The sequence below is a fragment of the Roseateles sp. DAIF2 genome (assembly GCF_015624425.1).
In the GTDB taxonomy this organism is placed as follows: Bacteria; Pseudomonadota; Gammaproteobacteria; order Burkholderiales; family Burkholderiaceae_C; genus Kinneretia.
On the sequence record NZ_CP049919.1, the window covers coordinates 4,614,884 to 4,632,360 of the forward strand.

Below are 17,477 nucleotides of genomic sequence, written 5' to 3' on the forward strand. Positions count from 1 at the left end.
CGTGCCGCATCCTCGCGCCCTGCCCCACCCCTCGCCGCTCAGCCGCTGGATGGTCGTCCTGACCTTCTGGCTGATGGCGCTGCTGCCCTCGCTCTCGCGGGCGCTGGTGGACGATGGCGGCGCCGCCACCGCCCGGCTGCTGGGCCAGCTGTGCAGTGCGGCCGACGCGGGGCGTGTGCCGCCACATCTGCTGCTCGAGCATTGCCCGCTGTGCTCGCCGCAGGCCCAGCAAGACCTGGCCCCGCCGCCGCCCGCCGCGCTGCCGGCGCTGCGCATGGACCTGGGCCACCGCCTACCCGAGCGCTTCCTCAGCGCGAGCGCTCCCCTCCATGCCTGGGATCAGGCCCGCGCCCGCGCCCCGCCGGCCGGGCGCTGAACGGCCCGCGCGCCGCCGCCTGATCCCTACCCCTGACCGTTATGCCGCGCCGCAAGCTTGACCTTCTGCGCCGCGCTGCTTCCCGGCCGCCTTGCGGCCCCTCTTGCCATGGAGAACTCCATCATGACCGCCATCCGTTCCTGGGCCTGCGCCCTGTCCCTGGGCCTGCTCACGCTGGGCGCCCAGGCCCAACCATCCGCCTCCTCCGGCCTGAAGGCCGAACAGGCCTGGGTGCGCGCCACCGTGGCGCAGCAGAAGGCCACCGGCGCCTTCATGCAGCTGAGCAGCGGCCAGGCCGGCCGCATCGTCGAGGTGCGCTCGCCGGTGGCCGGCGTCGCCGAGATCCATGAGATGAAGATGGAGGGCTCGGTGATGAAGATGCGCGCGCTGCCGGCGCTCGAGCTGGCCGCCGGCCAGGTGGTCGAGCTGAAGCCGGGCGGCTACCACGTCATGCTGATGGACCTGAAGACCCAGGTGAAGCCGGGCGATCAGGTGCCGCTGACCCTGGTGTTCGAGGCCAAGGACGGCAAGCGCGAGACCCTGGAGCTGAAGCTACCGGCCCGCACGCCGGCTCCCGCTCCAGAGGCCGGCCACGGTCAGCACAAGCATTAAGCGCCGCGCCCGGCCCGGCGAACCGGCTCCTCACCACAGCACGCCGTAGTAGTCGTAGACCTTGCGGCCGTAGTCGTCGGTATAGGCCGGGGTGTCGCTCTGCGCATAGCGCGGCGCCTTCTCGAGCTGGCTCTTCTGCAGCGGCACGACATAGCCGTCCAGGCCGGTGTCGTACTTCAGCAGGCTCCAGGGGATCGGGTAGCGGTCGCTGCCGATGCCCAGGAAGCCGCCGAACTCCAGCGCGGCATAGCGCACCAGGCCGGAACGCTTGTCGATCACCAGGTTGTCGATGCTGCCCAGCTTGTCGCCGTCCGGGTTGTAAACGGCGCTGCCTTCGACCTTGTCGGACGAGATGACGGGATTGCTCATGATCGGATCCTCCGAAACGGGGTGAAAGAAGAAAGACGAATGGGGCGGTTGGGGCTCAGCGCCCCAGCTGTGCCTCGACCTCGCGCACCTCGGCCTCGAAGGCCGGGCCCTCGCGCAGCGCCTGGTACTGGGCCAGACGCTCCTGCTCGCCCGGGCGTTCGAGCGCATCGGTGCCATCGCCCATCGCGGGCGTCAGGCCGGCCTGGCGCCACAGGTTCAGGTCGGCGATCACTTCGGCCCGGCTCAGCGGCGCGCTCGGGTCATGGCGTTCGGGCTGCGGCGCCTGCCAGGTTTCGGCCGGCACCACGACCACGACCGGCGGCAGGCCGGCATCGCGTTCGGGCGTGACGGCCTGGGCCAGGGCCCAGCCGGAACCCAGCAGCGCGGAGGTGGCGGCGACGGTGGCAATCAAGGTCTTCATCGGGAACTCCTTTGCGAGGTGGATGAAAAGAAAGGGCGGGCGGCGGATCCGTCCACCCATGCATCCAGTCTGGGCGCCGCGGTGGCGCCCCGGCGTCCGACGATCACGGTCCCGGCCGTAGGACTGGGCCGGCTACACGATGCAACAGCGCGCGATGGAGCCAGGCCTCGCACGCCTCTTGCTAAGCTGATCGCATGGCTTGGCATGGACGATTGACGCTGGATTACCGGCATGAGCAGTTGGCGGCGGGCGGCGCGGGCCGCACCACCGCGCTGGACCGGCACGAGGGGCCACTGCGCGTGCTGCAGCGCCTGTACCCCGAGGGACCGGGCATCTGCCACCATGTGCTGGTGCATCCGCCGGGCGGCATCGTCGGCGGCGATGTGCTGGAGATCGAGGCCTGCCTGGCCGAGGGTGCCCACGCCCTGATCACGACGCCGGGCGCCACCCGCTTCTACCGCAGCGCCGGCACGCCGGCCACGCAGAGCCTGCGCGCGCGCCTAGCGCCGGGCAGCCGGCTCGAATGGCTGCCGCTGGAGACTATCGCCTACGACGGCACGCTGGCCGAGAACCGGCTGCGCTTCGAGCTGGCGCCGGGCGCCGAGATGATCGGCTGGGACCTGCTGGCCCTGGGCCTGCCGGCCGCCGGCCAGGGCTTCGAGCGCGGCAGCTATACCCAGCACCTGGAGCTGCCGGGCCGCTGGCTGGAGCGCGGCCGCATCGCCGCCGAGGACCGCGCCCTGCTCGGCTCGCCGCTGGGCCTGGCGGGCCGCCCGGTGCTGGCCGGCCTGTGGTTCGCCGCCGGCCAGGCCCTGCCCCCGCCGCGGCGCGAGGCCCTGCTGGAAGCGGCACGGGCCGAGATCGCAGCCACCCCCGACCCGGCGCTGCGCGCGCTGGCCGGCTGCAGCGCGCCGGAGGGCGGCGTCGTGGTGCTGCGCCTGCTGGCCGAGCGGGTCGAGCCGGCGATGGCCCTGCTGGGCCGGGTCCGGGCCGCCTGGCGCCGCGAGGCCTGGGACCTGGAGCCATGCCCGCCGCGAGTGTGGCGCACTTGACTCACGCGTTTTGCTACTGCGCCGCCGCCATGCGTCGTTGGCCGGATGCTCGGGATCCTCACGTACCTCCAGTACGTTCCGGTCCCTGCGCTCCGTCCGCCTAGCCTGACGCCGGCTCGCAACGCAAAACCCTCGCCCTCGCGTCAACGGCACTTTTCCTCATCACTGCGCATTTGCCGCCGCCGGCAATGCGCATACAGTAGGCCCATCAGGGCAGCGCGTCCCCGCGACGCTGCGGGAGGCATGATGAAGGGCGTGGTGTTCACCGAGTTCCTGGATTTCGTCGCCGCACGCTTCGGCGAGGATATGGTCGACGACATCATCGATGCCAGCGATCTGCCCAGCGGCGGCGCCTACACCGCGGTGGGCACCTACAGCCATGCCGAGATGGCCAGCCTGGGCGGCGCGCTGGCGGCGCGCAGCGGGCTGCCGATACCGGCGCTGCTGCGCGATTTCGGCGAGCACCTGAGCGCTCGCTTCGCCAAGCATTACCCGGCCTTCTTCTCACGCAGCAGCGAGCTGTTCGACTTCCTGGAAAGCATCGAGGGCCACATCCATGTGGAGGTGCGCAAGCTCTACCCGGACGCCGAGCTGCCCAGCTTCACGATCGAAAGCCGTGCGCCCGAGCGGCTGGTGATGCTGTACCGCAGCCCGCGCCACCTGGAGGCCCTGGCCGAGGGCCTGATCCTCGGCTCGGCGCGGCAGTTCGGAGTCGCGGTACGGGTGCGGCATGAGCCTCTGGAGGTCAGCGATGGCGAGGGTGCCCGTTTTGTCATCGAGCGACGCTGAGGCGGGCGCGGCCGAGCTGCAGGAGAAGCTGCGCCGCCTGGAGCAGCGACTGGAGCGCGAGCGGCGCGCGCGCGGCGAGGCCGAGCGCCTGCTGGAGAGCAAGTCGCTGCAGCTCTATGAGGCGAATCAGAGCCTGAGCCGGCTGGCGTTGGAGCTGGAGCGCCGCGTCGAGGAACGCACCCGCGAGCTCTCCGCCGAGCGCCAGCACGCGCTGCAGCGCGCCGAGATCGACACCCTGACCGGCATCGCCAACCGCGCCTCCTTCGCGCGCCAGCTGGCCGAGGAGCTGGCCAATCCGCAGGCGGTGGCCAGCGGCGTCGCGGTGCTGCTGCTGGACCTGGACGACTTCAAGACCGTCAACGACAGCCTGGGCCACGCGGCCGGCGACGCGCTGCTGATCGAGTTCGCGCGCCGTCTGGCCGCCGCGGTACGGCCGCGCGACCTGGTGGCGCGGCTGGGCGGCGACGAGTTCGCGGTGCTGGCGCGCGCGGTGCGCGACCACCGGGGCCTGCTGCACATGGCACAGCGCCTGCTGCGCACCCTGTGCCAGCCGGCCATGATCGATGGCCACAGCGTGCCCTGCCTGTGCTCGATCGGCCTGGCCGAGGTCGGCGACCCGGGCACCCAGGCCGATGCGCTGCTGCGCGATGCCGACCTGGCGCTCTACACCTCCAAGCGCAACGGCCGCGCCCGGGTCACCTCCTTCGAGCTCTCGCTGCGCACCGAGCTGGAACGGCGCACCGCGCTGGAGGCCGAGGTGCGCCAGGCCCTGGCCGAGGAGCGCTTCCAGCCCTGGTACCAGCCGATCGTGCGCTACCGCAGCGGCCAGCTGGCCGGCGCCGAGCTGCTGGCGCGCTGGCGCACCACGGCGGGCGAGCTGCGCCTGCCGGGCCAATTCCTCGACGCGGTGGAGCGCCTGGGCCTGCTGGACGAGATGATGGACAGCCTGCTGCGCCGCGCGCTGCGCGAGGCCGCGCCGCTGGTGGCCACGGGGCGGCTGGCCTATCTGTCGATCAATGTCTCGCCCTCGCAGTTCGGCAGCGCCTGGCCGCTGCAGCGCCTGCCCGCGCTGCTGGCCGAGGCCGGTCTGCCGGCCAGCGCGGTGGTGATCGAGATCACCGAGACCGCGCTGCTGCAGGACATCGAGGCCACCCGCGCGATGCTGGCCGCGCTGACCGCCACCGGCATGCGCATCGCGCTGGACGACTTCGGCATCGGCTACTCCAACTTCGCGCTGCTGCGCCAGCTGCCGATCGGCATCCTGAAGCTGGACCGCACCCTGATCTGCGACATCGAGACCGATGCCCAGGCCCGCGCGCTGGCCGAGTGCATCCTGGAGCTGGCGGCACGGCTGCAGATCCAGGTGGTGGTGGAGGGCATCGAATCCCAGGCCCAGGCCGAGCTGCTGGCCGCGGCCGGCGCCGACGCGATGCAGGGCTACTGGTTCGCGCGGCCGCAGCGCGAGCTGCCGCAGGGGCCGCTGCCCGCCCCGCCGGCGCCCCCGGCCGGGCCGACCTGAGATACTTGCCTCGCGCCGTCACGAGCGGCGTGCACGAGGATGAGAACACCGATGATTCGAGCAAGAAAACAACTGGTGCTGGCCCTGCTGGCCGGCAGCAGCTCGCTCGCCGCGCTGGCGAGCGGACTCAGCTATCCCGACACCCGCAAGGTCGAGCAGGTCGACAGCTACCACGGTCAGCGCATCGCCGATCCCTACCGCTGGCTGGAGGACGACAACAGCGCCGAGACCAAGGCCTGGGTCAAGGAACAGAACCGCGTGACCGACCAGTACCTGGCGGCCATGCCCCAGCGCGAACCGGTGCGCAAGCTCTACACCAAGCTCTTCAACTTCGAGAAGATCGGCGTGCCCTTCAGCGAAGGCGGCCGCTACTTCTGGAAGCGCAACGACGGCCTGCAGCAGCAGGACGTGGTCTACACCGCCACCAGCTTGAGCGACAAGCCGCAGGTGGCGCTGGACCCGAACACCCTGTCCAAGGACGGCACGGTCGCGCTGACCAGCCTGCGGCCCTCGCCGGACGGCAAGCTGCTGGCCTATGGCGTCGCGGTGGGCGGCTCCGACTGGCAGCGCTGGCAGGTGCGCGACCTGGCCAGCGGCAAGGACCTGGCCGACAAGATCGAATGGGTGAAATTCTCCCAGGCCTCCTGGACGCCGGACGGCAAGGGCTTCTTCTACTCGCGCTACGACGCCCCCAAGGCCGGCGAGGCCCTGACCGGCGCCAACTACTTCCAGAAGCTCTACTACCACCGCCTGGGCACCGAGCAGTCGGCCGACCAGCTGGTGATGGAGAACAAGACCGAGAAGACCTGGGGCTTCGGCGCCGAGGTCAGCGATGACGGGCGCTTCGTCATCATCAATATCTGGAAGGGCTCGGGCCGCAAGAACGGCCTGCTGCTGCTGCCGCTGGACAAGGGCGGCTACCAGGCCGGCGCCACCGCGCGCCCGCTGACGATGGAGTTCGACGCCGAGTACGACCCGGTCGCCCTGGTCGGCGAGCAGCTCTATGTGCGCACCGACAAGGACGCGCCGCGCGGCCGCCTGATCGCGATCGACATCCGCCGCCCCGAGCCGGCCGCCTGGCAAACCGTGGTGGCCGAGACCGGCGACGCGCTGACCGGCGCCTCCGGCGTCGCCGGCCGCTTCCTGCTGAGCTATCTGCGCGACGCCTCGACCCTGGTGCGCGTGCATGGCGTGGACGGCAAGGCCCAGGCCGAGGTGCCGCTGCCGGGCGTCGGCACGGCGCGCGGCTTCGGCGGCAAGTGGCAGGACGGCGAGACCTTCTACAGCTACGCCAGCTTCAGTTCGCCGACCGAGATCTGGCGCTTCGAGCCGGCCAGCGGCAAGCAGAGCCTGTTCAAGCGCGCCGCCACCGCCTTCCCGGCCGAGCAGTATGTGACCGAGCGCCATTTCGTCACCAGCAAGGACGGCACCCGGTTCCCTGTCTTCATCGCCCACAAGAAGGGCCTGAAGCTGGACGGCACGAACCCGACCCTGCTGTACGGCTACGGCGGCTTCAACTCGCCGATGACGCCGGGCTACAGCGTCACCGCGGCCACCTGGATGCAGATGGGCGGCGTCTACGTCTCGGCCGCGCTGCGCGGCGGCGGCGAGTATGGTGCGGCCTGGCATGAGGCCGGCACCAAGCTGAAGAAGCAGAACGTGTTCGACGACTTCATCGCCGCGGCCGAATGGCTGATCGCGAACAAGTACACCCAGCCGGCCAAGCTGGCAATCAACGGCGGCTCCAACGGTGGCCTGCTGGTCGGCGCGGTGCTGAACCAGCGCCCCGAGCTGTTCGGCGCAGCCGTGCCCCAGGTCGGCGTGATGGACATGCTGCGCTATCACAAGTTCACGATCGGCTGGGCCTGGGCCAGCGACTACGGCACGGTGGACGACGCCGAGCAGTTCAAGGCCCTGCAGGCCTACTCGCCGCTGCACACGATCCGCTCGCAGCGCCTGTACCCGCCGGTGCTCGTGACCACGGCCGACCATGACGACCGCGTCGTGCCGGCGCACAGCTTCAAGTACACCGCCGCGCTGCAGGCGGCCGACACCGGCAGCGCGCCCAAGCTGATCCGCATCGAGACCTCGGCCGGCCATGGCGCCGGCAAACCCACCTCGAAGCTGATCGAGGAGCGCGCCGACATGCTGGCCTTCATGGCCAATGCCTTCAAACTGCAGCTGCAGTAAAAGTGATGAGGGTCTGATCTTGCCCAAGCCCCGACAAGGCGGGAAGATGCACAGCATCCGCCGCCTTCATCGGGGCTTCGGGCAGCGGCATGACGCGGGATGATTCGCCCCTGAACCGGTTCCCCGTCACAAGCCACAGATGCGTGGGGAACCTCCAAGACACAGGGAGTTCCTCATGCAGATCCTGAAGAACATGAGCATCGCGGCCAAGCTGTCGGCCGCCTTCGCCGTGATGCTCGTCCTGCTGGCCACCCTGGCCCTGTTCGCCTACTCGCGGCTGCAGGTGGTGCAGGAAGAGTCACGCAATATCAGCGGCAGCTGGATGCCCTCGGTGCGCTATGTCGGCGCAATGGATGTCGACATCGCCGAATTCCGCATCGGCCTGCTGCAGACCATGGCGGCCTCCAGCGCCGAGCAGAGCGCCACCGCCGAAAAGAACATCGCCGAAGCCAACAAGAGCCTCGAAGCGAACCGTTCTGCCTACGAAAAAAACATCACCAGTCCCGAGGAACAGCGGCTCTACGACAAGTTCAAGACCGCCTGGGGCCGGTACCAGGGCCTGGCCCGCCAGGCCGTCGAGGCCGCCCGCAACGGCCAGCTCGACGAGGCGCGCCAGATCCAGACCGGCGCCGCGCGCCAGAGCTATCTGGAGGCCAACGCCACCCTGGCCGCCCTGGTCAAGCTGAACAACGACGGCGCCGAGCGGTCCGCCGCCAACAGCGAGGCCGTCTACAGCTCCGCCTCGCTGTGGTTGCTGCTGGTAGGCCTAATCGCCGGCGGCGCCGCGATCCTGCTGGCCCTGGCCCTGATCCGCGCGATCACCCGGCCGCTGGCCCAGGCGGTCGATGCGGCCGACCGCATCGCCGGCGGCGACCTGAGCCAGCGCATCCGCTTCGAGGGCAAGGACGAGACCGCGCGCCTGCTGGAGGCAATGCAGCGCATGCAGGCCGCGCTGGCCCAGACCGTCGCCACGGTGCGCCAGGGCGCCGAATCGGTGGCCACCGCCAGCGCCCAGATCGCGCAGGGCAACAGCGACCTGTCCTCACGCACCGAGGAGCAGGCCTCCTCGCTGGAAGAAACCTCGGCGACGATGGAAGAGCTTGGCTCCACCGTGCGCCAGAACGCCGACAACGCCCAGCAGGCCAACCAGCTGGCGCAGAGCGCCAGCGAGGTCGCCAGGAGCGGTGGCCAGGTGGTCGGCGAGGTGGTCAGCACGATGCGCGGCATCGAGGACAGCTCCAAGCGCATCGCCGACATCATCACGACGATCGACGGCATCGCCTTCCAGACCAACATCCTGGCGCTGAACGCAGCGGTCGAGGCCGCGCGGGCCGGCGAACAGGGCCGCGGCTTCGCGGTGGTGGCCGGCGAGGTGCGCACCCTGGCGCAGCGCAGCGCCACCGCGGCCAAGGAGATCAAAGGCCTGATCAACGACTCGGTCGAGCGGGTGCAGACCGGCACCCAGCTGGTCGACCGCGCCGGCCAGACCATGCAGGACATCGTCAGCTCGGTGCAGCGCGTGGCCGACATCGTCGGCGAGATCAGCAGCGCCAGCACCGAGCAGAGCTCGGGCATCGCCCAGGTCGGCGAGGCCGTGACCCAATTGGACCGCGCCACCCAGCAAAACGCCGCGCTGGTCGAGGAAAGCGCCGCCGCCAGCGAAAGCCTGAAGCAGCAGGCCGGCCGGCTGCTCGAATCGGTCGCTAGCTTCAAGCTTGAGGAGGGCCATGGCCGCGCGCCGGCGCCCCAGGTTGCCAAGGCCCCAACGCCGCGGCCCGCCGCCAAGCCGGCTGCACGCCCCGCCCTCAACAGCAAGCCGCCAACCGCCCCGCTGCCCCGCCCCACACCGGCGGCCGCGGCGGATGGCGAATGGAGCAGTTTCTAGGCCGGCCGCCAGCGCCCGCCCGCCCCGGTTAAGGCGCCCAGGCTGCACCTCCGTGCACGGCCCGCGCCGCCCGCGCTGACCTTTTTTCAACGCCGCAGCCCCACGCCCAGCGCCAGCCGGGTGTCCCGGGCGGTGTCCAGCGCTCGCCCCGGCCTCACGGCCGGGGCTTCTTTTCTTTGCCGCGTTGACTAGACCGAGATCAAGGCCCGCACGCCGTTGCCGCGCATCTCCGCGCCGCGGCCGCGCGCGATGAACTCGCCGCGCTCCATCACCAGGTACTGGTCGGCCAGCTCCTCGGCAAAGTCGTAGTACTGCTCGACCAGGATCACCGCCATGCGCTGGCACCGACCCGGCTCGATCTCCAGACCCTCTACGGCAAGCTGGCGCAGCACGCGGCCGATGTCCTTGATGATGCTGGGCTGGATGCCCTCGGTCGGCTCGTCCAGGATGATCAGCCGCGGCCCTGCCGCCAGCGCGCGGGCGATCGCCAGCTGCTGCTGCTGGCCGCCCGACAGGTCGCCGCCACGCCGGTGCAGCATCTGCTTGAGCACCGGGAACAACTCAAACAGCTGCGGCGGGATCTTGGTCGAGCCGCTCTTGTAGGCCAGGCCCATGCGCAGGTTCTCCTCCACCGTCAGGCGGCCGAAGATCTCGCGGCCCTGCGGCACATAGCCGATGCCGCGCCGCACCCGCTCGAAGGGCGTCAGCCGCGCGAGGTCCTGCCCGTCGAGCTGCAAGCCGCCGCTCTTGATCGGCACCACGCCCATCAGGCTCTTCAACAAGGTGGTCTTGCCGACCCCGTTGCGCCCCAGGATCACCGTGATCTCGCCCGGCTGCGCCTCGAAGGACAGGCCGCGCAGGATGTGGCTGCCGCCGTAGTACTGGTGGAGTTGGTCGGCTTTCAGCATGTCAACGGTCTCGCTTCTCCATCACTGGCGATGGCCGTGCAGGCCGACGCCAGCGGGTATCCGGCTGACTTCGTGTCCCCCGGCCCTGCGGGCCTCCTCCTTGACCTGCGTCATCCGGACACCCACTGCCGTCGGCCCGGACGCGGAGAGGTCTACGCAGGGAAATCGTCGCCGTGCACAGTGCCGGGCGAGCGGCAGCGGGCACCCGCCGACCGGAGGTCAAGGCGGAGGCCCGCAGGGCCGGGGGAGCGAGCTCGGACAAGAACAGTCCGGGGGACTGTTCTTGCCTAGCGAGCACCAGGGCGGCCTCGCCCTGGTACGCAGGGCGGCGGGTGCCCGCTGGCGATCGACCAGCGAGAAGCACCAAACGATCAGCGCCCAAGATACACCTCCACCACCTTCTCATTCGCCTGCACCTCGCTCAGCAGCCCCTCGGCCAGCACCGAGCCCTCATGCAGCACGGTGACGGTCTTCTCGTCCCGGGTCAGCTGGTCGACGAACTTCATGTCGTGCTCGACCACCACCAAGGAATGCCTGCCCTCCAGCGAGAGGAAGAGCTCGGCGGTGCGCTCGGTCTCCTCGTCGGTCATGCCGGCCACCGGCTCGTCCAGCAGCAGCAGCTTGGGGTCCTGCATCAAGAGCATGCCGATCTCCAACCATTGCTTCTGGCCGTGCGACAGCAGGCCGGCCTGCGCGCCGGCCTCGGGCAGCAGGTGGATCAGCTGCAGCACCTCGGCGATGCGGTCGCGCTGCGCGCCGCAGAGGCGGGCGAACAGGCTGGCGCGCGCGCGCCGGTCGGCGGCCAGCGCCAGCTCCAGGTTCTCGAACACGCTGAGCTGCTCGTAGACCGTGGGCTTCTGGAACTTGCGGCCGATGCCGATCTGCGCAATCTCGTTCTCGCGCAGGCGCAGCAGGTCGATGTTCTGGCCGAAGCTGGCCTCCCCCGCATCGGGTCGGGTCTTGCCGGTGATCACATCCATCATCGTGGTCTTGCCGGCGCCGTTGGGGCCGATGATGCAGCGCAGCTCGCCGACATCGATCATCAGGCTCAGCTTGTTGAGCGCCTTGAAGCCGTCGAAGGAGACGGTGATGTCGTCCAGATACAGCGCGACACCGGTGCCGAAGTCCGGCTGGCCCTCGGTCAGCAGGCGGCCGAAGGAGGCCGTGCGGCCGCCCGAGCCATCCTGCTGGCGGGCCAGCGCCTCATGATCCTGGCGCGTCTTGGCGCCCTGCTCCATCAGCTCCGGGGTCATGTCTTGTTCTTCCTAAAAAGGCCCGCGATGCCATTCGGCAACCACAGGGTCACCGCGATGAACAGCGCGCCGAGGAAGTAGAGCCAGTATTCCGGGAAGGCCTGAGTGAACCAGCTCTTGGCGCCGTTGACGAAGAAGGCGCCGGCGATCGGCCCGATCAGGGTCGCGCGGCCGCCCACCGCGGTCCAGATCGCGATCTCGATCGAGGCCGCCGGCGACATCTCGCCCGGGTTGATGATGCCCACCTGCGGCACATAGAGCGCGCCGGCCACGCCGCACATCAGCGCCGACAGCACCCAGATCGCCAGCTTGTAGGCCAGCGGGTCGTAGCCGGTGAACATCACACGGCTCTCGGCATCGCGGATCGCCTGCAGTACCCGGCCGAACTTGCTGGCGACGATGAAGCGCCCGAGCAGGAAGCAGCCGATCAGGGTCAGGCCGGTGATCACGAACAGCACCATCCGCGTGGAGGGCTGCAGCAGCGGAACGCCGAGGATGCGCTTGAAATCGGTGAAGCCGTTGTTGCCGCCGAAACCGGTCTCGTTGCGAAAGAACAGCAGCATCGCGGCGAAGGTCAACGCCTGCGTGATGATCGAGAAGTACACGCCCTTGATGCGCGAGCGGAAGGCGAAGTAGCCGAACAGGAAGGCCAAGAGGCCCGGCACCGCCAACACCATCAGCATCTGGAACCAGAAGCTGTCGCTGAGCGCCCAATGCCAGGGCAAGGTCTTCCAGTCCAGGAACACCATGAAGTCCGGCAGCTCGCTCTGGTAGTTGCCGTCGCGGCCGATCTGGCGCATCAGGTACATGCCCATCGCATAGCCGCCCAAGGCGAAGAACAGGCCATGACCCAGCGACAGGATGCCGGTGTAGCCCCAGATCAGGTCCATCGCCAGCGCGCAGATCGCGTAGCACATGATCTTCCCGATCAGGCCGACGGCGTAGTCGCTCAGATGCAAGACATGACCCTCGGGCACCGCCAGGTTCAGCAGCGGCACCAGCACCGCGACCGTGATCGCGGCGGCCAGCACCGCGGCCCAACCCCGGCCCGAAAGCAGGCGCGGCGCCTGGGGCAGCAGCACGGAGGAGGATGTTGAAGGAGCGTTCATCATCATTTCAGGCTTCCGCACTGCGGCCCTTCATCGCAAACAGGCCCTGCGGCCGCTTCTGGATGAAGACGACGATGAACACCAGCACCATGATCTTGGCCAGCACCGCGCCGGCCCAGTCCTCCAGCAGCTTGTTCAGCACGCCCAGGCCCAGCGCCGCGATCACGGTGCCGGCAAGCTGGCCGACGCCGCCCAGCACCACGACCATGAAGCTGTCGACGATATAGCCCTGGCCCAGGTCCGGGCCGACATTGCCGACCTGGCTCAGCGCGCAGCCGGCCAGGCCGGCGATGCCGGCGCCCAGCGCGAAGGCATAGGTGTCGATGCGTGCGGTGTTGACGCCCATGCAGGCGGCCATGCGCCGGTTCTGCGTGACGCCGCGCACGAACAGGCCCAGCCGCGTCCTGGCGATCAGCAGCGCGACGCCGGCCAGCACCGCGAAGGCGAACACGATGATCGCGATGCGGTTGTAGGGCAGGATCAGGTTGCTCATCACCGCGACGCCGCCGGACAGCCAGGCCGGGTTCTCGACCGGCACGTTCTGCGCACCGAAGAGGGAGCGCACCGCCTGCATCAGCACCAGCGAGATGCCCCAGGTGGCCAGCAGGGTCTCCAGCGGCCGGCCGTAGAGCCAGCGGATCACGCCGCGCTCCAGCACCGCGCCGACCGCGGCCGCGACCAGGAAGCTGGCGGGGATCGCCAGCAGCACGTAGTAGTCGAACAGGCCGGCCGGCAGCCAGGCCTTGAAGGCGTTCTGCACCAGATAGGTCGCGTAGGCGCCGATCATCATCAGCTCGCCATGCGCCATATTGATCACGCCCATCAGCCCATAGGTGATCGCCAGACCCAGCGCCACCAGCAGCAGGATGGAGCCCAGGCTGATGCCGGTGAACAGCAGGCCCCCGCGCTCGCCCCAGGCCAGGCGGCGTTCCACCTGTGAAAGGGCCTGCGACAACGCCGACTTGACCTCGGCATCGCTCTCGTGCGCCAGCCGCTCCAGCAGCAGGCTCTTGACCGTGGGCTCGCCGCTGCTGGCCAGCTGCCGCGCGGCGGCCAGGCGTTTGGCCGGGTCCGGCGAGGCGACCAGCAGGCTAGCGCGCATCAGCATCAGCCGCGCCTTCAGGCCGGCATCGCTCTCCGCCGCCAGGGCTCGGTCCAGCAGCGACAGCTGCGACTCGTCCAGGCTCTGCTTGGCCAGCGCGGCCACCGCCTCGCGGCGCGCAGCCAGATCGGGCGAGGCCAGCCTGAGCGCGGCCAGCGCCGCTTGCAGCGCGCCGCGCATGCGGTTGTTGTTGACGGCATCCTCGGCATCCTCAGGCAGCGTCGCGACAGGCTGCCCCGTCGCGGCATCGACGGTCTTCTCACCGTCGAACACCAGCACCTGCTGCGGCGTCAGCTTGACGCCGTCGTCCAGCAGCGCCTGCACGAACGCCGCCAAGCCCGGCGCGCCCCGCCCCGCCGCCTCGTTCAGCGCCGCGATCCGCGCATCGGTATCGCCGGCCGCGATCGCCCGCGCCTGCTCCGGGGTCAGGGCTTGCGCCGCACCGGCCAGAAACAGCCCCGCCAGCAAAAGCATCAACAAACGTTGCATGAGGACTCACTGTCGAGCGCTGGCCTGCGGCCAGCGCGAGAGATCGAGCGACCACCGCGGATCCGGCTTTGCCGGTCCGCTGGTGGTGCCCCTTGAGGGGGCGGCCGAAGGCCGTAGGGGGTGATCAAGACTTCACGGGCTCGTCCTTCTTGCCCTTGTTCTCCGGAATGAACGGGCTCCAAGGCTGGGCCTTGACCGGGCCTGGCGTCTTCCAGACCACGTTGAACTGGCCGTCCGCCTTGATCTCGCCGATGAAGACCGGCTTGTGCAGGTGATGGTTCTTCGCGTCCATCGTGCTGGTGAAGCCGCCCGGTGCCTTGAAGGTCTGGCCGGCCATCGCCGCGATCACCTTGTCGGTGTCGGTGCTCTTGGCCTTCTCCACCGCTTGCGCCCACATATGGAAGCCGATGTAGGTGGCCTCCATCGGGTCATTGGTCAGCGGCTTGTCCTTGTGGCCGGGGATGTTCTTGGCCTTGGCGTAGGCGGCCCATTTCTTCGTGAAGTCGGCATTGGCCGGATTCTTCACCGACATGAAGTAGTTCCAGGCCGCCAGATGGCCGACCAGCGGTTTCGTGTCGACGCCGCGCAGCTCCTCCTCACCGACCGAGAAGGCCACCACCGGCACATCGGTCGCCTTCAGGCCCTGGTTGCCCAGCTCCTTGTAGAAGGGCACGTTGGAATCGCCGTTGATGGTCGAGACCACCGCGGTCTTCTTGCCCTCGGAGCTGAACTTCTTGATCTTGGCGATGATGCCCTGGTAGTCGCTGTGGCCGAAGGGGGTGTACTCCTCCATGATGTCCGCGTCTGCCACGCCCTTGGCTCTAAGGAAGGCGCGCAGGATCTTGTTGGTGGTGCGCGGGTACACATAGTCGGTGCCCAGCAGCACGAAGCGCTTCGCGCCGCCGCCGTCCTTGCTCATCAGGTACTCGACGGCGGGAATCGCCTGCTGGTTCGGCGCCGCGCCGGTGTAGAACACGTTCTTGCTGAGCTCCTCGCCCTCGTACTGCACCGGGTAGAACAGCAGCGAGTTCAGCTCCTCGAACACCGGCAGCACCGACTTGCGGCTGACCGAGGTCCAGCAGCCGAACACCGCGGCGACCTTGTCCTGCGCGATCAGCTGCTTGGCCTTCTCGGCGAACAGCGGCCAGTTCGAGGCCGGGTCCACCACCACCGGCTCCAGCTTCTTGCCCAGGAGGCCGCCCTTGGCATTGATCTCGTCGATCGCCATCAGCACCGTGTCCTTCAGCACGGTCTCCGAGATCGCCATCGTGCCCGACAGCGAATGCAGCACGCCGACCTTGATCGTGTTGTCGGCGGCGAAGGCCGGCAGGGCAAGCCCGGCCAGGCTCAGGCTGATCGCCGAGAGGGTCAGGGCACGGCGGGTGATCTTTTGCGTCTTCGCAGGCAGGCTCATGGACGGCTCCGATGGTGTTGAGTTGAGCGGGAGGAGGTGTCAGACAAGACAAACAACGGGCTCAAGTCTGGGGAGCGGGCCGGCATTGAGGAATACGCCAGACGGCGTAGGCCTGGCATTTCGGCGCTGGCAGCGACCGACCGACCGACCGTCCGGGCGGGAGGCAGCCTGCTGACGCCCGTGGGCCGGCTCGGCATCAAGACGGTTGAACCGGTCACGCCGGACCAGATATCGGCCGCCGATGCCCGCCGCGCTGGGTACCCATCGAGGGCGGCGCTGCTCGAGGAACTGCTAGGTCGCAGCAGCGGCGAGAAGATCTACCGCATCGAGTTGGGGGATCTCGGCCCGGATCCTCGGGTCGCCCTGCGCGAGACGACACTGGCCTCGGTCGCCGAAGCGCAGATCATGCAGGCGCGTCTGCAGCAGCTGGATGCCCGCGCAACCCATGACGCCTGGACGCTGCGCACGCTGGAGCTGATTCGCGCGCACCCGGAAGTCAGGGCGGGGGAGCGGTGCGGCTGGCTCGGCCAGGACAAGGGGCGGTTCAAACTCAATGTCAGGAAGCTGAAGAATCTCGGCCTCACCGAAAGCCTGGGAATGGGCTACCGCTTGTCGCCTCGCGGCCAGACCTTGCTGACCGAGCTTTTGAACATGGTCGGGCAGAGCGATTCCTCATGAAACCACTCGTGCCCGGCCGGCTCGCCCCTCTCACCCCGCCGTCGCCTCCTGGAGCAACAGCGTCTCCAGGCATTGCTCCCGCAGCCCGTAAAAGCGCTTGATCTCCGCGATCTGCGCCAGCACCTCGGGCCGGCGCTTGAGCGCCGCGGCCAGCGCCGCCCCGCTCTTCTTCACCGCCAGGATCATCTTGTTCTTGCTGGTGTGCTCCAGCGCGATGAACTCGAACACCTGGGTCTCGTAGCCCTCGGCCTCCAGCAGCAGTGCGCGCAAGCTGTCGGTCACCATTTCGGCCTCCTGGCCCAGGTGGATGCCATGCTGCAGCATGGGCTTGAGCGTCGCGGGCAATTGCATCTGCGGGCGCAGCTGCTTGTGGCAGCAGGGCGAGCACATGATGATCGAGGCGCCGGCGCGCAGGCCCAGGTGGATCGCGTAGTCGGTCGCGATGTCGCAGGCATGCAGCGCGATCATCACGTCCAGCCGCGCCGGCTGGTAATGGCGCACATCGCCCTGCACGAAGCGCAGCCCGGCCAGGCCATGCGCCTGCGCGGCCGTGTTGCAGAGCCGGACCATGTCCTCGCGCAGCTCGATGCCGCTGACCGCGGCGGTCTTGCCCAGCACGCTCGTCAGCCAGTCGTACATCGCGAAGGTCAGATAGCCCTTGCCGGAGCCGAAGTCGCTGACATGCACCTCGGGGCCATCGGCCAGCGGGCTGCTCTTGATCGCCGCGCTCATCACCTCGATGAACTTGTTGATCTGCTTCCACTTGCGCGACATCGCCGGCACCAACTGGCGCTCACCGCCCTTGCCGCCCTCATGGGTGACGCCCAGCGCGGTCCAGAAGGGCTTGTCCAGTTCCAGGTAGCGCTGTTTTTCCTTGTCATGCCCGGCCAGGGCCGGCGCGGCTTCGTCGCCGGCCGCCGCCTTGCCCACCCGCAGGCTGGGCTTGCCCTTGCGGCTGAAGGCCAGCTGGATCTCCTGGCCGCCGGCCAGCAGATGCGCGTTCTGGAACTGCGTGCCCAGCAACCCGTCGATCAGCGCCAGGCCCTCGGCCAGCGGGTGGTTCTTGGTGATGTCCTTGGTCGGGTGCCGCCACAGAAAGGACAGCTGGCGCTCGCCGCGCAGCAGCACCTCGCGCACCGTCAGCCGCTCGACCTTCGCCTCGGCCGGCCCGCTGTACTTGCTGAGCAGCAGCTTGCCGAAGCCGCCCGCCCCCTCGCCGGCCAGCGCCGTCTGCAGCAGGCGCAGGAAGCGCTGGCGGGCATCGGCCTCGGCGGCGGGCGGCGGAGTGATCAGGTCGGTAAACATCGGGAA

16 protein-coding genes are annotated in these 17,477 nt (G+C 69.2%); 8 read left to right on the forward strand and 8 right to left on the reverse strand.

Translation table 11 applies throughout. The features are described 5' to 3' along the window. The first annotated feature begins 1 nt into the window (after position 1). Positions 2 to 376 carry a DUF2946 family protein gene (locus tag G8A07_RS21210; RefSeq protein ID WP_195793943.1) on the forward strand — a complete coding sequence of 125 codons (375 nt, stop codon included), beginning with the start codon at positions 2 to 4 and terminating at the stop codon, positions 374 to 376. Positions 377 to 499: 123 nt separating this feature from the next. Continuing rightward, entirely contained in the window at positions 500 to 988 is a 489-nt protein-coding gene (locus G8A07_RS21215) for a copper chaperone PCu(A)C (protein ID WP_195793944.1), read from the forward strand. A gap of 30 nt (positions 989 to 1,018) precedes the next feature. On the opposite strand, the gene G8A07_RS21220 is transcribed toward G8A07_RS21215, so the two are convergent. After that, entirely contained in the window at positions 1,019 to 1,357 is a 339-nt protein-coding gene (locus G8A07_RS21220) for a PRC-barrel domain-containing protein (RefSeq protein ID WP_195793945.1), read from the reverse strand. A 55-nt stretch (positions 1,358 to 1,412) separates the two neighbouring features. Next, positions 1,413 to 1,778 carry a DUF4148 domain-containing protein gene (locus tag G8A07_RS21225; protein WP_195793946.1) on the reverse strand — a complete coding sequence of 122 codons (366 nt, stop codon included), beginning with the start codon at positions 1,776 to 1,778 and terminating at the stop codon, positions 1,413 to 1,415. A gap of 194 nt (positions 1,779 to 1,972) precedes the next feature. Here G8A07_RS21225 and G8A07_RS21230 point away from each other — a divergent pair, with 194 nt between their 5' ends. The 5 genes from G8A07_RS21230 (at position 1,973) to G8A07_RS21250 (ending at position 9,213) form a co-directional block, all read left to right on the forward strand. Further along, positions 1,973 to 2,830: an urease accessory protein UreD gene (locus tag G8A07_RS21230; RefSeq protein WP_195793947.1), complete on the forward strand. Its 858-nt coding sequence runs from the start codon at positions 1,973 to 1,975 to the stop codon at positions 2,828 to 2,830. 243 nt (positions 2,831 to 3,073) lie between these two features. Further along, on the forward strand, positions 3,074 to 3,619 hold the full coding sequence (locus tag G8A07_RS21235) for a heme NO-binding domain-containing protein (protein ID WP_213086184.1): 546 nt from the start codon (positions 3,074 to 3,076) through the stop codon (positions 3,617 to 3,619). Then, entirely contained in the window at positions 3,582 to 5,138 is a 1,557-nt protein-coding gene (locus tag G8A07_RS21240) for a bifunctional diguanylate cyclase/phosphodiesterase (protein WP_195793948.1), read from the forward strand. Before G8A07_RS21235 ends, G8A07_RS21240 begins: the two co-directional genes overlap by 38 nt. Before the next feature lie 51 nt (positions 5,139 to 5,189). Then, on the forward strand, positions 5,190 to 7,328 hold the full coding sequence (locus G8A07_RS21245; RefSeq protein ID WP_195793949.1) for a prolyl oligopeptidase family protein: 2,139 nt from the start codon (positions 5,190 to 5,192) through the stop codon (positions 7,326 to 7,328). A gap of 175 nt (positions 7,329 to 7,503) precedes the next feature. After that, entirely contained in the window at positions 7,504 to 9,213 is a 1,710-nt protein-coding gene (locus tag G8A07_RS21250; protein ID WP_249937084.1) for a methyl-accepting chemotaxis protein, read from the forward strand. A gap of 188 nt (positions 9,214 to 9,401) precedes the next feature. Here the strand turns inward: G8A07_RS21250 and urtE are convergent, their stop codons facing one another. From urtE to urtA, 5 genes are all read right to left on the reverse strand, one after another. Further along, positions 9,402 to 10,121 carry an urea ABC transporter ATP-binding subunit UrtE gene (gene urtE, locus G8A07_RS21255; protein WP_195793950.1) on the reverse strand — a complete coding sequence of 240 codons (720 nt, stop codon included), beginning with the start codon at positions 10,119 to 10,121 and terminating at the stop codon, positions 9,402 to 9,404. Positions 10,122 to 10,492: 371 nt separating this feature from the next. Next, positions 10,493 to 11,374 (reverse strand): urea ABC transporter ATP-binding protein UrtD, encoded by an 882-nt coding sequence (urtD, locus tag G8A07_RS21260; RefSeq protein WP_195793951.1) that lies wholly within the window; start codon positions 11,372 to 11,374, stop codon positions 10,493 to 10,495. After that, positions 11,371 to 12,489 (reverse strand): urea ABC transporter permease subunit UrtC, encoded by a 1,119-nt coding sequence (urtC, locus tag G8A07_RS21265; protein ID WP_371816386.1) that lies wholly within the window; start codon positions 12,487 to 12,489, stop codon positions 11,371 to 11,373. The genes urtD and urtC overlap by 4 nt, the downstream gene beginning before the upstream one ends. A 1-nt stretch (position 12,490) precedes the next feature. After that, complete coding sequence (gene urtB, locus G8A07_RS21270; RefSeq protein ID WP_195793952.1) at positions 12,491 to 14,074, reverse strand: urea ABC transporter permease subunit UrtB; 1,584 nt, start codon at positions 14,072 to 14,074, stop codon at positions 12,491 to 12,493. Between the two features lie 124 nt (positions 14,075 to 14,198). Next, positions 14,199 to 15,488 (reverse strand): urea ABC transporter substrate-binding protein, encoded by a 1,290-nt coding sequence (gene urtA, locus G8A07_RS21275; protein WP_195793953.1) that lies wholly within the window; start codon positions 15,486 to 15,488, stop codon positions 14,199 to 14,201. A gap of 36 nt (positions 15,489 to 15,524) precedes the next feature. Between urtA and G8A07_RS21280 the strand changes: the two genes are divergently transcribed. After that, complete coding sequence (locus G8A07_RS21280; protein ID WP_213086186.1) at positions 15,525 to 16,166, forward strand: hypothetical protein; 642 nt, start codon at positions 15,525 to 15,527, stop codon at positions 16,164 to 16,166. A 30-nt stretch (positions 16,167 to 16,196) separates the two neighbouring features. Here G8A07_RS21280 and G8A07_RS21285 read toward each other — a convergent pair whose 3' ends face one another. After that, positions 16,197 to 17,471, reverse strand: coding sequence for an SAM-dependent methyltransferase (locus G8A07_RS21285; RefSeq protein ID WP_195793954.1), 1,275 nt, complete (start codon positions 17,469 to 17,471; stop codon positions 16,197 to 16,199). Positions 17,472 to 17,477: the final 6 nt, after the last annotated feature.

Excerpts from the sequence above, each read along its gene's own strand:
- G8A07_RS21220 (WP_195793945.1), bottom strand. The coding sequence starts at position 1,357 with ATGAGCAATCCCGTCATCTCGTCCGACAAGGTCGAAGGCAGCGCCGTT.
- G8A07_RS21240 (WP_195793948.1), top strand. The coding sequence starts at position 3,582 with ATGGCGAGGGTGCCCGTTTTGTCATCGAGCGACGCTGAGGCGGGCGCG.
- G8A07_RS21225 (WP_195793946.1), bottom strand. The coding sequence starts at position 1,778 with ATGAAGACCTTGATTGCCACCGTCGCCGCCACCTCCGCGCTGCTGGGT.
- G8A07_RS21235 (WP_213086184.1), top strand. The coding sequence starts at position 3,074 with ATGATGAAGGGCGTGGTGTTCACCGAGTTCCTGGATTTCGTCGCCGCA.
- urtB (WP_195793952.1), bottom strand. The coding sequence starts at position 14,074 with ATGCAACGTTTGTTGATGCTTTTGCTGGCGGGGCTGTTTCTGGCCGGT.
- G8A07_RS21285 (WP_195793954.1), bottom strand. The coding sequence starts at position 17,471 with ATGTTTACCGACCTGATCACTCCGCCGCCCGCCGCCGAGGCCGATGCC.
- G8A07_RS21250 (WP_249937084.1), top strand. The coding sequence starts at position 7,504 with ATGCAGATCCTGAAGAACATGAGCATCGCGGCCAAGCTGTCGGCCGCC.
- urtC (WP_371816386.1), bottom strand. The coding sequence starts at position 12,489 with ATGATGATGAACGCTCCTTCAACATCCTCCTCCGTGCTGCTGCCCCAG.
- G8A07_RS21245 (WP_195793949.1), top strand. The coding sequence starts at position 5,190 with ATGATTCGAGCAAGAAAACAACTGGTGCTGGCCCTGCTGGCCGGCAGC.
- urtD (WP_195793951.1), bottom strand. The coding sequence starts at position 11,374 with ATGACCCCGGAGCTGATGGAGCAGGGCGCCAAGACGCGCCAGGATCAT.
- G8A07_RS21215 (WP_195793944.1), top strand. The coding sequence starts at position 500 with ATGACCGCCATCCGTTCCTGGGCCTGCGCCCTGTCCCTGGGCCTGCTC.
- urtE (WP_195793950.1), bottom strand. The coding sequence starts at position 10,121 with ATGCTGAAAGCCGACCAACTCCACCAGTACTACGGCGGCAGCCACATC.
- G8A07_RS21230 (WP_195793947.1), top strand. The coding sequence starts at position 1,973 with ATGGCTTGGCATGGACGATTGACGCTGGATTACCGGCATGAGCAGTTG.
- urtA (WP_195793953.1), bottom strand. The coding sequence starts at position 15,488 with ATGAGCCTGCCTGCGAAGACGCAAAAGATCACCCGCCGTGCCCTGACC.